The 12,808-nt window shown below is 64.3% G+C and carries 12 protein-coding genes and 1 pseudogene; 8 read left to right on the forward strand and 5 right to left on the reverse strand.

The window, feature by feature from the left end; genetic code table 11:
- Positions 1 to 282: 282 nt before the first annotated feature.
- The 3 genes from ABEA02_RS19615 (at position 283) to ABEA02_RS19625 (ending at position 3,061) form a co-directional block, all read left to right on the forward strand.
- Positions 283 to 1,035: a GNAT family N-acetyltransferase gene (locus ABEA02_RS19615; RefSeq protein WP_345534810.1), complete on the forward strand. Its 753-nt coding sequence runs from the start codon at positions 283 to 285 to the stop codon at positions 1,033 to 1,035.
- Between the two features lie 88 nt (positions 1,036 to 1,123).
- Complete coding sequence (locus ABEA02_RS19620; protein WP_345534811.1) at positions 1,124 to 1,990, forward strand: lysophospholipid acyltransferase family protein; 867 nt, start codon at positions 1,124 to 1,126, stop codon at positions 1,988 to 1,990.
- Between the two features lie 303 nt (positions 1,991 to 2,293).
- A complete protein-coding gene (locus tag ABEA02_RS19625) occupies positions 2,294 to 3,061 on the forward strand; it encodes a lysophospholipid acyltransferase family protein (RefSeq protein WP_345534813.1) in 768 nt (255 codons plus the stop codon).
- Between the two features lie 86 nt (positions 3,062 to 3,147).
- On the opposite strand, the gene ABEA02_RS19630 is transcribed toward ABEA02_RS19625, so the two are convergent.
- Entirely contained in the window at positions 3,148 to 4,299 is a 1,152-nt protein-coding gene (locus ABEA02_RS19630) for a hypothetical protein (protein ID WP_345534814.1), read from the reverse strand.
- Positions 4,300 to 4,559: 260 nt separating this feature from the next.
- Here ABEA02_RS19630 and ABEA02_RS19635 point away from each other — a divergent pair, with 260 nt between their 5' ends.
- The 4 genes and pseudogenes from ABEA02_RS19635 to ABEA02_RS20185 all read left to right on the forward strand — a co-directional run.
- A complete protein-coding gene (locus ABEA02_RS19635) occupies positions 4,560 to 5,765 on the forward strand; it encodes a pyridoxal phosphate-dependent aminotransferase (protein ID WP_345534815.1) in 1,206 nt (401 codons plus the stop codon).
- 181 nt (positions 5,766 to 5,946) lie between these two features.
- Positions 5,947 to 6,198 (forward strand): type II toxin-antitoxin system Phd/YefM family antitoxin, encoded by a 252-nt coding sequence (locus ABEA02_RS19640; RefSeq protein WP_345534817.1) that lies wholly within the window; start codon positions 5,947 to 5,949, stop codon positions 6,196 to 6,198.
- Positions 6,188 to 6,619: a putative toxin-antitoxin system toxin component, PIN family gene (locus ABEA02_RS19645; protein WP_345534818.1), complete on the forward strand. Its 432-nt coding sequence runs from the start codon at positions 6,188 to 6,190 to the stop codon at positions 6,617 to 6,619. The genes ABEA02_RS19640 and ABEA02_RS19645 overlap by 11 nt, the downstream gene beginning before the upstream one ends.
- An 18-nt stretch (positions 6,620 to 6,637) precedes the next feature.
- Positions 6,638 to 6,736, forward strand: a pseudogene (locus tag ABEA02_RS20185) (GSU2403 family nucleotidyltransferase fold protein); the annotation flags it as partial.
- Positions 6,737 to 7,020: 284 nt separating this feature from the next.
- On the opposite strand, the gene ABEA02_RS19650 reads toward ABEA02_RS20185, so the two are convergent.
- Positions 7,021 to 8,289 (reverse strand): hypothetical protein, encoded by a 1,269-nt coding sequence (locus tag ABEA02_RS19650; protein WP_345534819.1) that lies wholly within the window; start codon positions 8,287 to 8,289, stop codon positions 7,021 to 7,023.
- A gap of 387 nt (positions 8,290 to 8,676) precedes the next feature.
- On the opposite strand from ABEA02_RS19650, the gene ABEA02_RS19655 reads away from it, so the two are divergent.
- Positions 8,677 to 9,543, forward strand: a complete 867-nt coding sequence (locus ABEA02_RS19655) for an NAD-dependent epimerase/dehydratase family protein (RefSeq protein ID WP_345534820.1) — start codon at positions 8,677 to 8,679, stop codon at positions 9,541 to 9,543.
- A 105-nt stretch (positions 9,544 to 9,648) separates the two neighbouring features.
- On the opposite strand, the gene ABEA02_RS19660 is transcribed toward ABEA02_RS19655, so the two are convergent.
- The 3 genes from ABEA02_RS19660 to ABEA02_RS19670 form a co-directional block, all read right to left on the reverse strand.
- Positions 9,649 to 11,025, reverse strand: coding sequence for a TIGR02594 family protein (locus ABEA02_RS19660; RefSeq protein WP_345534821.1), 1,377 nt, complete (start codon positions 11,023 to 11,025; stop codon positions 9,649 to 9,651).
- 136 nt (positions 11,026 to 11,161) lie between these two features.
- Positions 11,162 to 11,434, reverse strand: a complete 273-nt coding sequence (locus tag ABEA02_RS19665; RefSeq protein WP_345534822.1) for a MoaD/ThiS family protein — start codon at positions 11,432 to 11,434, stop codon at positions 11,162 to 11,164.
- Positions 11,435 to 11,630: 196 nt separating this feature from the next.
- A complete protein-coding gene (locus tag ABEA02_RS19670) occupies positions 11,631 to 12,755 on the reverse strand; it encodes a WD40/YVTN/BNR-like repeat-containing protein (protein WP_345534823.1) in 1,125 nt (374 codons plus the stop codon).
- Positions 12,756 to 12,808: the final 53 nt, after the last annotated feature.

The raw sequence follows: 12,808 nt of genomic DNA on the forward strand, positions 1-12,808 counted from the left end.
GCAGGCGTTTGCCGGGGCGGCTTGCGACGCTGGGTTGTGCGATCGAAATCGCACCTACCGGGCGCCCCCCGGCCCCGTGCGTGACACCGTGGCGAGTTACACCCGCCCTGCAAACCCGCCCACTGTAGCCCCCTGCAGGTGCGGATTCATCCGCCCAACCCCACGCCCCCAACCGCCCCCGGCCCCAGTTCCCAGTCCCGCTGTCATCAATCCGCAATACCCGCGTAACAACCGCGCAATCCCTCGCCCCTAGAGTGGCTTCTCCGAAAAAGGAGAAGCCGCATGCTACGTGCCGATTCGCAAGTCCTGCAGCGCCGCCAGCACCGTCTGGAGGTAGGTTTTGCTCGCACCGAGTCCGAGATCCTCGAAGCGCAGATGCTGCGCTATCGCGTGTTCGCCGAAGAGATGGGTGCACGCCTGCCGACGCGCATCCCCGGCGTCGACCGCGACCATTTCGACCCCTACTGCAAGCACCTCGTCGTGCGCGACGAGAACGCCGGCAAGATCGTCGGCACGTACCGCATCCTCACGCCCGATGCTGCCGAGCGCGTCGGTTCGTACTACTCCGAGACCGAATTCGACATCACGCGCTTCCAGCACATGCGCAGCAACCTCGTCGAAATCGGCCGCTCCTGCATCGACGCGGACTACCGCACCGGCAGCGTCATCACCCTGCTGTGGGGCGGCCTCGCGAAGTTCATGATCGAGAACAACTACGAATACCTGATGGGCTGCGCCAGCATCACCATGGGCGACGGCGGCCACAACGCGGCCAACATCTTCAACGCCCTGCGTGACACGCACATGGCAGACCTGGAGCACCACGTCTTCCCGCGCAACCCGCTGCCGGTCGACAAGCTCGCTACCGAAGTACCCGCCGAGCTGCCGCCGCTGCTCAAGGGTTACATCCGTGCCGGCACGAAGATCTGCGGCGCCCCGGCGTGGGACCCCGACTTCAACACCGCCGACCTGCTGCTGCTGATGCCCATGTCGCAGCTGGATCGCCGCTACGCGCGCCACTTCCTGGATCGCTGAAATCCGCAGGGTCGGTGAGCGCCCACTCCCGTCATTCCCGCCTGCGCGGGAATGACGAAGCTTGGCCCCAAGCCATAATCGAACGGTATTGGCCCTTCGTCGCATCGCCATGACACACGCCACTGAAGCGCCCGCAGAGCTGCCGAGCACTACATCCCCGCTTGCTGCCGTGCACACGCCGTACCCCGGCGTCATGGCCACGCTGCGCTCCACGTTCCGCCTCAGCCTGGTGGCGCTGCACATCGTCGCAGGCCTGCTGACTCTGCGCTGCATCTTCCCCTTCATCAACGAAGCCGCGAAGAAACGCACCAAACAGCGCTGGTCCCGCAATCTGCTGCGCGTGCTGGGCGTGCGCATGGAGATGTGGAACGAAGACCTGCCGTCCTGCGCTGTGGTCGTCTGCAACCACATCTCCTGGCTCGACATCTTCGTGCTCAATGCGCGCGTGCAGACGCTGTTCGTGTGCAAGCAGGAGGTACGCAGCTGGCCCGCCATCGGCTGGCTGGTCGCCGCCTCGGGCACCATCTTCATCGACCGCACCAGCCGCGCCGGCGCCGCGCAGGCCCTGCAGATCCTGAGCGATTCGCTGCGCAAGGACGAGCGCGTCGCCTTCTACCCCGAAGGCACCACCACCAACGGCACCTTCATGCTGCCCTTCAGCACCGCGCTGTTCGAAGCGGCCACGCTGGGCGGCGCCCACGTCGTGCCGATGAGCCTGCGTTACCTCAACAAACAGGGTCACACCAGCCTCGCCCCGGCCTACGACGGCGACATCAGCTTCGTGGAATGCATCACCGCCATCACCCGCGAGCCCTGGACGCAGGTGTGCCTGCAGCGCCTGGACACCCTGCCACCCGGCCTGAGCCGACGCGAGTACGCAGCACAGTGCGAACGCATGATTGCCGACAACCTGCAGCTGCAGGTAGTGCGCGGTGCGGGTGGCGCTGCAGCCTAGTGCGGTGTGCGACTGAAGTCGCACCTACGGGGCACGGCATACCAGCCCCTGTAGGTCCGGCTTCAGCCGGACAACACAGCGTGCCGCACAGCGCGGCTGAAGTCGCGCCCACAACGCTCGCCCTGGTAGGTCCGCCCTCAGGCGGACAACGAACCTTTCGCAAGTGCGGTGTGCGACTGAAGTCGCACCTACGCGGCGCGGCGCTCCAGACCACCCCGTAGGTCCGGCTTCAGCCGGACAACCGGCCTGGCACAGAGCGCCCCGGTATACTCGCGGCGTCTGTCATCTGCCTGCCACACGCTCTTGCGCTCGCCCATCTCTTTCCTGCGCGCCTGCTGGCGCATCAGCCTGCTGCTGTTGCACGTCGGCTACGGCCTGCTCGCGCTGCGCTGCTACTTCCCCTACGCCCGCGCCGAAAACCTCTGGCGCTACCGCCGCCACTGGTCGCGTCTGCTGCTGCGCATCCTCAAGGTGGAACTGCCCGCCATCGAGCCGCGCCTCGACACAACGTCGCTGGTCGTCTGCAACCACATCTCCTGGCTCGACATCTTCGTCATCAGCGCCTGCATACCCGCCCACTTCGTCTGCAAGATCGAAATACGCCGCTGGCCCGTCATCGGCTGGCTGGTCGCGGCGGCCGGCACCGTGTTCATCGACCGCAGCAGTCGCGCCGGTGCCGCGCGCACCATGCAGGCCCTCAGCGCATCGCTCAAACAGGGCGAGAGCGTCGTCTTCTTCCCCGAGGGCACCACCACCGACGGCAGCGTGCTGCTGCCCTTCAACGCCGCGCTGTTCGAGGCCGCCAGCCTCACCGGCGCGCCCGTCAGCCCACTGAGCCTGCGCTACCTCGACCACACAGGGCAGATGAGCCTCGCGCCCGCCTACGTCGGCGACGTCAATTTCTTCCAGTGCGTCGTCGCCATTGCCCGCGCACCGCTCACCCGCGTGCGCTTCAACCAGCTGCCCGCACTGCCCGGCGGCGAAGCGCGTCGCAGCTATGCCGCGCGCTGCGAACAAGCCATCGCGCAAGACCTGCAGGTCGACGTGATGCGCGAAGACGCCGGCGCGTAGCAGGCTCCGTCATTCCCGCGAAGGCGGGAATCCAGTGACTTTTATGCGAAGCGGCTATCACGACCGCGACGTCGCCCGCCCCACGCTCAGCCCTCAGCCGCCACCATCGGAAACGGACGCGGCTGCCACCCATGTCGCGCCACGAGCTGGTCAAGCGCGCGGTGATAGGCCGAATTGAAGACTTCTTCGCTCTCGATGAAGTAATCCGAAAATTCCCGCTTGCCCGTGAACTGGAACGGCTCCAGCCGGATCGGGCGGATCGCCGGGTCACTCAGCTTGCCCTCGCGCAACGCCCTGTTGATGCGATCCACCCGCGCCACCTGCATCGAGTACGAGCTGTTCATGCCGATCTCGGTTTCCATGTGGCGCTGCTCGAAATAGTTGGATGGCATCTCGCCCATCCAGCGCGAATTCTGCGGCCGTACCACCCATATTGTCTCGGCGCGCACCGGGGCCGTCAGGTCGATCAGCTCGTTGAGGATGAACTGCCGGTGATACGCCCCGTCAATCAGATGCATGTCGAAATACTTGCGCTCATAGCCATAGCTGTAGAGGTGCAAGGCCGCCTCCACGCCCTCGGCACTGATCGGCATGTAGAGCGTCTCGGGCGTCTGGTCGAAGTAATTAACGCCCAGCATCCCGCACGCCGCGTCGTTGAGGAACAGCACCTCCTGCCCACTCGGCGGGCAGAACGCGTTGAAGAGAATGGCCACATCGCTGTCGGCCAGCGTGTTGGCGATGAAGGCGAAGTACTCCGGCGTGCGCGTCGGTACCCAGGTCTGCGCCGGCAGCAGGCGATCGGCCCATTCCTTGGTGTCAGAGAGCGGCGAGAGCGACGAGAAGGGCGACAGGAAGGACCAGCGCTCCCAGTATTCCTGCGTCGCCGGGCGGAACACCCCCGGCAGCCCCTTGGCCAGCATCATCTGGTTGCCGAAGGGCAGCGACTCCGGCGCCTTGGGCATCTCGGCAATGTGCTGGCGCAACTTGTCGCGCAGATCGTCACCGGCCAGAAAATGCGCCGTCCACACGATCATCCCCGACGTGCAGGTGATCGCATGGGGGCGGATGTTGCGTTCGCGTGCCGCCGCCAGAAAGCCCGCCCCGAAGGCATTGCCACCGCCCAGCCCACCCAGCGCAAAAGCGATGCGACCCGCGTCGCCACCACCCTCACCGCCCACAACCGGATCTACCACCCGCGAATCAAGTCGATTCGTCTCACTGCGTCCCACTGCACCCATGCTGCCTCCTGCTGCTACAACCGGCCTTGCGGCCGGCCGATGCAGAGGAAACGTCAGGCTGCGCGTTTCCCTCTGCACCTGACCTACAGGTTTGTGTGCAACGCAGCAATTGTCAAGTTAAATATCGTGGAAAACCCCTATTCGCCTACGGGCGCCAAATGCTGCGTTGCCGCATATCGGGCAACAACCCCCGCCTGTCCCGGCGCAGCACCAGCGGCCGATAGCGTGCTTCCGCCAGACGCTCTGCCACAATCCCCGGCATGACCCATGCACTCCGCCCCCTGCCCGCTCAGTTGCCAGCTCAGTTGCCTGCCCAGCGCGCGCAAGACCTGCCGCCCTTCCACGTCATGGAGCTGCTCGCCCGCGCGCAAGCGCTGCAGGCCCAGGGCCGCGACATCATCCACATGGAAGTCGGCGAGCCCGACTTCCCCACCGCCGCCCCCATCATCGAATCCGCGCAACGTTTCCTCGCCGGTGGCCGCGTCGACTACACCCCTGCCGCCGGCCTGCCCGCATTGAGAGAGGCCATCGCGCAGCACTACGCCGACAAGTTCGGCATCACCGTGTCGCCCAGCCGCATCCTCATCACCGCCGGCGCCAGTGGCGCCCTCATGCTCGCCCACGCCGTGCTCACCAACCCCGGCGACGCCTGGCTGCTGCCCGACCCCGGCTACCCCTGCAACCGCCAGTTCGTGCGCGCCTTCTCCGGCCTGCCCGTGTCACTGCCCGTCGACGCCGCCAGCAACTTCCAGCCCACCGCCGCCACGGTCGACGCCGCCTGGACGCCGCAAACCCGCGGCCTCATGGTCGCCAGCCCCGCCAACCCCACCGGCACCCTCATTGCGCAAGACGAACTCGCACGCATCCACACCAGCCTCCAGCAACGCGGCGGCACGCTCATCGTGGATGAGATCTACCAGGGCCTCGTCTATGAGCAAGCCCCACAAACCGCCCTCAGCCTGCCCGGCGCCGATGACATGTTCATCGTCAACAGCTTCTCCAAATACTTCGGCATGACCGGCTGGCGCCTCGGCTGGCTCGTCGCGCCCGAACGCTACACACGCGATCTCGAAAAACTCGCCCAGCACTACACCATCTGCGCCCCCACCCCCGCCCAACACGCCGCCCTCGCCGCCTTCCAGCCCGACACCACCACCATCCTCGAAGCCCGCCGCGCCGAATTCGCCGAACGCCGCAAGGTGCTGCTCGCAGGCTTGAACGAACTCGGCTTCAAGGTACCTGCCACACCGCAGGGCGCCTTCTACGTGTGGGCGGATGTCAGCGGGATTTGCGAAGACTCAGCACAGCTCGCGCACCGGTTGCTGGAAGAGGCTGGCGTGGCGACGACGCCGGGCATCGACTTTGTGGAATCAGACGGAAAGCGGTGGCTGCGACTAGCCTACACCACCGACGTGGCGCGCATCCGCGAAGCCCTGGAACGTATGCGTAACGGACGACTTTCGTAGGGCGTCAATAAGCGGAGCGCATTACGCCGCATGTTTTGCAAAGCGCGCACTGCACTCCCGATCCGGCGCAATGCGCTGTGCTTATTGCGCCCTGCGCCGTCCGGCTCGCCGAGCATTCCGCACGACTTGAGCGAATCGAACGATTCGCCTAAGATGAACGAACGAACACCGGAGCCCCCTCATGCAAACCTTCACCGCCAACGAAGCCAAGACCCGCTTTGGCGAATTCATCGACATTGCCCAGCGCGAACCTGTCCGCATCACGCGCCGCGACCGCGTCGTCGGCGTCATGGTCTCCGCCAGCGACTACGAAGCTATGCGCGCCTTCTACGCCGATCGCCTGCAGAACACCCTGCGCCAGAGTGCAGCAAACGCCCAGGCCGCCGGGCTGACCCCCGAAAAACTGGACGAACTGCTGGCCGATGAAAGCTGAACGCGTCGTTGTCGACACGAATGTCCTGATCAGCGCCGCCCTCTCCGCCAACGCCGCACCAGCGAAGCTCCTGCAGCACCTTCTGCAGCACGCACGCCTGATCTTCTCGCCCGAAACCTTTACCGAACTCGAAACTCGCCTGTGGCGCCCGAAGTTCGACCGCTATCTGAGCATCGAGACGCGACAACTTCTCCTGCACGACTTCAACGCCGTCGCCGAATGGGTATCGCTCGAAGGCCAGGAAGCCATCACCAGCGTGCGCCACAGCCGCGACGCGGATGACGACAAATTCATCCACACCGCCCTGATCGCCAACGCCGACGTCATCGTCAGCGGCGATCAAGACCTGCTCCTGCTGCAAACCATCGGCACACTGCACATCGTCACACCGGCTGATCTTCTCGCGAACATCGGCACGTAACCCCCCCAGCCTGCCGCCCTCTTCTGCGCCGACGGCGCCGTGGTCGTCAACATCCCCCACCCCGCCCGCTACGCGCTCCACAAACTCATCGTCTTCGGCGAACGCTCCGGCGCCTGAACCGTGAAAGGCAACAAGGACCTGCTCCAGGCCGCCTGCCTGCTCTCTCTACAAACAAAGCCGCCCCTGGGAAGTCGAAGAGGCTTGGGAAGATTTGCTATCGCGAGGCAAGGGCTGGAGTACGCGTGCGATGCGCGGATTGAAGGCGCTGGAGAAGGGATGGCCGGAGATTGGGGTGGCGGAGTGGTTGGAAATTGGCTGAGCCGATGAATTGATGATTGACGAGATGGCGACACAAGTCATTGAAGGAAGTGGCGTAGCAACTACGCCCAATCAATCCAGCCTTAGCTAAACAGGCTCTCGAACTCTGGTGACCAAAATAAGCTCTCCACATTCGGAAAGTGATACGAAGCCCCACCAGATTCAACCACTCCAGAATCCAGCTCATTTAACTCGCCTGCGCACACGAATCCAACACCCATCAAATGTTGGCGGCTAGATGACGATAGAAATTTACTCACCTTGACTCGCAAGGCTGTCGGCTTTTGTTCTACGTCCTTGTCCTGCTCTCCTATCGATATTAGCTGCGATGACGTAAGACCAGAAAAGCGTGCAATCAGCAACCCCGCCCGCGTACCGCTTAGCTGATCACTCGCGGCACTACCTAGTGTTGCAAATGTTGCGTCCAAGAGTTCGTCATCTCGAAAACTTTGCACTGCGAGCGCAAATGCTCCACCAGGCTTTGTGCGAAAGCACGCCACAGGCTGATTGCTGGTGTTGGTGATTCGATCAAGGTCTCGTCGGGCCACTTTCCTATCGGAGAGCGACTCAAGCGAAAGTCCAGTAGCGTCAAAGTCGTTGATCCTTATCGATGTGCCATCCGCCAACGTTCTGTCACGACTAGAAATTACCGTCCGAACAATTTCTTTGGCAAGCTCCACTCGTTCTCTGTATGCGGTTGGCAACCGGTCTGGTAGCGTAAGTACGGCACACACGCCTTTAGGCAAAGCCAAAATGGCTGCCGGCAGGTGCTTCTTTAAGAGATTAAAGAAGTCAAAAAAATCTCGGCGGTGAACTTTACGACCTTTGTCTTCCGAAATTGATTTGCACTCAACCTCCAGCCCCCCTTTTCCAGCCCCTTCTATCAGCAGATCAAATGTTCCTTGACCAGTTAACTCTGGCCAACTAACCCGTAAGCCACGCCTGAGAAAATGCGTTGCAGCAGCCATTTCCAAAAGCATCCCTCTCATGTCATCAGGGTTGCGTAGCGCTCCATCTATTCGGCGGCTGAATCGCTCACCGTCTACTTTTGGCAACGACTCAATGTAAGAAACTGCCTGTGCGGCAAAGGCTGCCGCCCGATACACAGACCTGTCATTGCACAACTCGATTGGGATAGCTCCACCATACGACTCGGCAATCTGGCTCAGCTTATCGAGCTGAAAAGCAATTTCGTACTCTGACCGCAAGTAGCCCTCTAGAAAGGGATTTCCCTTTATCTCTTCCTTGCAGCTTCTGACACGCCTCCGCCAAGCCTTCTCTCCGATTAGCTGTACAAAGCGATTGAAGACATTGGGGATATCGCGGGTGTGGAGTTCCGTGGTGAGCTTCATAAGCTATGAGTCTAGTGATCGGCTAAGAAGGCGTCCACGCGTGGGCACCAGCGGGGCTGATAGCTAAAGTCGCAAAGCACTCGGAGCGTAGGGTGGGGCATCACGAACCTCAAGCGTTCACGATGGTGGGCAGTCGCTCAGCACCGAACCTGCTATATCCACCCACCCCAGCGGTGCCCAGGAAGACGGCCCGCACCTTGATCCGGTCATGTCGGACAGCACTGCTTCGCGAGGCCACGAATACTAGTTCATGTCACGTCCGATCCGCATGACGCTCTCCTCGCAGGATGCAACCAGGGCTCCACGTTTCGCTGGGGCTTACCCGATTTGCAGCCAGCTGGCACCGGGTTCATCATCCCCCGGTCCCTCACTGATTCGAGCCAAACAATGTCTGCTCCCTCGCCCCCGGCCTGTCGTCGCATCGTGCTGACAGGCGCCGCCGGCCGTCTCGGCCGTATGTTGCGCGCACCTTTGCGTGCGCTGTGCGAGGAGCTGGTACTGAGCGACATTGCCCCGCTGTCGGAGCCCCCATGCGGCAACGAAAGCCTGCAGCCCTGTGATCTGGCCGACCACGCTGCCGTCGTCGAACTGCTGCGCGGCGCGCAGATGGTGGTGCACATGGGCGGCATGGCGCACGAGCGCGATTTCGCCTCCCTGCTGCCGGCCAACATCGTGGGCCAGTACAACCTCTATGACGCGGCGCTCGCCAACGGCATGCGCCGCGTGGTGCTGGCCAGCTCCAACCATGTCACCGGCTTTTACCGCATGGACGAAATGGTGAGCCCGTCCATGCCGATGCGGCCGGACAGCCTCTATGCCGTGAGCAAGGGCTATGGGGAACTACTGGCCTCCTACTTCCATGATCGCCACGGACTCGAATCGGTGTGCCTGCGCATCGGCGCCTGTCGCGAACGCCCGAGCGACCTGCGCAGCCTGGCCGCCTGGCTGAGCCCGGCCGACTTCGCCGAACTGGTGCGCTGCGCGCTGCTTGCCGAGGCGCCGGGCTGTGCGGTGGTGTACGGCGTTTCCGACAATCCCGGCCGCTGGTGGCACGATGACGACGCCGCGCGCATCGGCTATCTGCCGCGCGACAGCTCGGCGCGCTGGGTGGCCGACCTTGGCGCCGATCTCGCAGCTGTGCCGGCGCCAGCCCCAACCGCACAATCTGGGCTGCAGGGCGGCCTGCGCGTGATGCTGAATGACTACCGGGACCCGGCCACTTTCGATGTTGCGCCGCGCCCGTGCAAATCATGACGGAGCGGACCTTGTTCCAGTAGCAGTAGCAGTCGCAGTCAACTTTATACGTGACGACGACCTTTCAAACAGGATGACCGGAGCGCTGGTTGAACGCAGTAGCGCTCAACCCCGCCGCACCGACAACACCTTGTACTTCTGCGTGCCCAGCACCCCGTCCTTGGGGTACTTCTGCAGTCGCACGCGATTGCTCTGGTTGCCGCCCAGCACGGTGATGCTTTCGTCATCGGCTTCCACCCAGAAGCCGACGTGTCCGCTGCCGGCCGGGGCGCCGCCGCCCGTGCGGCTGAAGACGACGATGTCGCCCGGCTGCGGTGAGGCGGTGACGTCGCGGCCCCAGCCGCTGTCGTGCCACGACCGCGCACCCGCGCTGTGCGTGCCGACGAGGCCGGCCATGTCCACGCAGTAGTTCATGAAGGCCGAGCACCACGCGACTTCGTCGCTGGTGGCCTTGAGCGTGGTGTGGCTGTGGTAGAGCAGGATGCGGGGGTTGCTGCCGGGGCCGGGCACTTCGGCGATGCCCAGCGCGAGTTCGGCGCGCGCGATGTCGTATGGTGTGTCGCCGCTCGCAGGGGTGACGGGAAAGCCGCCGGCGACGACCTTGAGGAAGTCGCCATGCATGAAGCCGTCTGAGGCGCCGTCGCCGTCGATGTCGACCAGCACCCAGTCGCCGTTGCGACCGAGGGCGCTGACGATGCTGCCCAAGGGCAGTGACTGCTTGGCGGGGAACTCGGTGCTCGCAGTGGGGCGCAGCTTGAGGCCGTCGCGCGCGCGCACTTCCATCAGCACCTTGGGGCTGGCAGGTGTAGTCAGCGCGAATGTGTTGGCCGGCACTGCGTCGGCATCGCCCAGGCGGAACTGCCCGAAGTCGCCATGTGCGGGGCTGACCTCGTTGCCGTCGTAGCTGAAGGCACCGGGTTCGACCATGTCGATGTCGCCCTGGAAGAGTGCCCAGCGATCTGTCTTGAGCATGTCGCGCGTGCCGGACCAGCCCTTGGCCCCGGCGAGCCAGATGAGCTCGGCAAAGCCCTTGCTGACCATGCGCCCGCCTACCGCGCCGGAGCCATACACGCCGACGCGATATTTGCCGACAAGCGCCGCGTGCACAGCGGCGAAATAAGGCTCGATGGCGCGCAGCTCGCTCTCGCGAAAGTAGTCGTGATCGACGGCGAAGTAGATGGCGCTGCCTTCGGGCTGGCCGAGCTCTTTGGCGAGCTTGAGGGCCTGCACAGCATCGGCCTCGCCATGTGCTTTGTCGAGGTCGCCAATGGCGCCCTTTGCACCGCCGGTTTGCTGGAAGGCCACGGCCAGATCGAAGCCCGCATCGATCAGCGCCTCCGCTTCGGCCTTCTCCAGTCGCTTGGTCGGCAGGCGCGCGCTGTTGCGATGGTTGTAGTAGCGGATGACGGTGCGCACGCCGCGTTCGCGCAGCAGGGGGATGAAGGGTTCCATGTTCTGCGCGGCATCGATGACTGGCTTCATGTCGGCTCTCTCTGAGGGTTCTTGTAAAACCTGAACCGTAGTCGCCGTTCTTTCCATCAGCATGACGCCTGCCCGAGTGGCCATGGGCTGCGAGGCACATCGCGATGGGGCCAGAAGCCTTGTGCGGAATACCGCCTTAGCCGCCCGACAAGGCCGCAACGATCATCACCTCGGCATCCGACTGCAGCGTGATGCCGATGTCGCGCACCGACTCGCCCGCTACAAAAATCTTGATGTGGCGACGCACGCCGTCCTGCTCGTCGATGATGCGGAAGCGCAGGCCGGGCCAGCGCTGGTCGATTGCGGCGAGCAGGTCGGCGAGGGTGCTGCCGGCGGGCAGGTCGAAGTCTGCCGCGCGCAGGCCGCCGGTGTAGTCGTGCAGGTGGGTGGGGAGGAGGACGTGGGTCATGGGGCTGGGGATGCGAGCTGAAGCGCGTCATTCCCGCGCAGGCGGGAATCCAGCGGCGTTCGGAAAGGGACGGCTAAGTCACTGGATCCCCGCAGCCCTCTCCCCCAACCCCTCTCCCGTCTTAGGGAGAGGGGAGCGAAGTGCGGCTTCGCCGGCTGTAAAGCTGGCGGGGATGACGGGTATTGATGGATCGCGCTCATTCCGGGAACTCCACTGCTTCGACGGCGTAGATTTCGGGCAGGTGGGCCTTGAGGCAGGTCCAGCTTTCGCCTTCGTCGCGGCTGCCCCAGACCTCGCCGCTGGTGGTGCCGAAGTACACGCCGGCGGGCGTGCCCGCATCCGCCGCAAGGGCCTGCCGTTTGACGGTGAGCCAGGCTTGTTCGGCGGGCAGGCCGCCGTTCAGCCATTGCCAGGTGTTACCACCATCGCGCGAGCGCAGCACGCCGGGGCGGCCTTCGGGGGAGACGCGGGGCCAGACGGTGGTGGCGTCCATGGGGAAGGTCCAGAGCGTGTCGGGGTCGCGCGGGTGCAGGGCGAGCGCGAGGCCGATGTCGAGGCGCGGGCCTTCTTTGGGCAGGCTGAGAGCCATGTCGGTCCAGCGTGCGTCGCCTTCGTCGAGGCGGAACAGGCCACAGTGGTTCTGCTGGTAGAGCCGCGTGGGGCGTGCGGGGTGCAGGCCGACGCAGTGCGGGTCGTGGCCGAATTCGATGTCCGGGTCGGGGTAAAAGTCGGCGCGCACGCCACGGTTTAATGGCTTCCAGTCGCCGCCCGCGTCATGCGATTCGAAAGTGCCACCGCCGGACATGGAGAGATACATGTGGGCGGGGTCGCGCGGGTCGATGAGGATGGAGTGCAGCTTGGCGCCGTCGGGCGTGCCGTCCTGATCGCCGCCACACCAGGCCTTGCGCTGTGGGTGCTTGTTGAAGCCATCGACGCCTTGCCAGGTGGCGCCGCCATCACCGCTGCGGAACAGGCCTTGCGGGCTGCTGCCGGCGTACCACACGCCGGGTTGCGAAGCGTGGCCGGGGGTGAGCCAGAAGACGTGGTCGACGCTGCGGCCGCCGGGCTCCTTCTCGAAGGCTGGCGGCGTTGTGGCTTCCTGCCAGCTGGCGCCGTAGTCACCTGAGCGATACACCGTGGGCCCGAGGTGGCCGGTGCTGGCAGCGACGAGCAGGGTGCGGCCGTCGCGCGGATCGAGCCGCGCGTGGTGGATGACGTTGCCGAGGAAGTGCGGGCCTTCAACGGCCCAGCTTTCGCGTGCGGAATCGGCATGCAGCATCCACAGTCCCTTGCGGGTGCAGATCAGGAGAGATGTTTGCATGTGGCCTCCGGCCTAGGCGTCGAGTTGCTCAGCATAGCGGCTCGCTGCGGTGC

The organism is Viridibacterium curvum (assembly GCF_039544165.1).
In the GTDB taxonomy this organism is placed as follows: Bacteria; Pseudomonadota; Gammaproteobacteria; order Burkholderiales; family Rhodocyclaceae; genus Viridibacterium; species Viridibacterium curvum.

What these genes read in the sequence shown, in the direction of transcription:
- ABEA02_RS19660 (WP_345534821.1), bottom strand. Translation starts at nt 11,025, where the DNA reads ATGAAGCCAGTCATCGATGCCGCGCAGAACATGGAACCCTTCATCCCC.
- ABEA02_RS19655 (WP_345534820.1), top strand. Translation starts at nt 8,677, where the DNA reads ATGTCTGCTCCCTCGCCCCCGGCCTGTCGTCGCATCGTGCTGACAGGC.
- ABEA02_RS19630 (WP_345534814.1), bottom strand. Translation starts at nt 4,299, where the DNA reads ATGGGTGCAGTGGGACGCAGTGAGACGAATCGACTTGATTCGCGGGTG.
- ABEA02_RS19665 (WP_345534822.1), bottom strand. Translation starts at nt 11,434, where the DNA reads ATGACCCACGTCCTCCTCCCCACCCACCTGCACGACTACACCGGCGGC.
- ABEA02_RS19635 (WP_345534815.1), top strand. Translation starts at nt 4,560, where the DNA reads ATGACCCATGCACTCCGCCCCCTGCCCGCTCAGTTGCCAGCTCAGTTG.
- ABEA02_RS19645 (WP_345534818.1), top strand. Translation starts at nt 6,188, where the DNA reads ATGAAAGCTGAACGCGTCGTTGTCGACACGAATGTCCTGATCAGCGCC.
- ABEA02_RS19640 (WP_345534817.1), top strand. Translation starts at nt 5,947, where the DNA reads ATGCAAACCTTCACCGCCAACGAAGCCAAGACCCGCTTTGGCGAATTC.
- ABEA02_RS19615 (WP_345534810.1), top strand. Translation starts at nt 283, where the DNA reads ATGCTACGTGCCGATTCGCAAGTCCTGCAGCGCCGCCAGCACCGTCTG.
- ABEA02_RS19650 (WP_345534819.1), bottom strand. Translation starts at nt 8,289, where the DNA reads ATGAAGCTCACCACGGAACTCCACACCCGCGATATCCCCAATGTCTTC.
- ABEA02_RS19670 (WP_345534823.1), bottom strand. Translation starts at nt 12,755, where the DNA reads ATGCAAACATCTCTCCTGATCTGCACCCGCAAGGGACTGTGGATGCTG.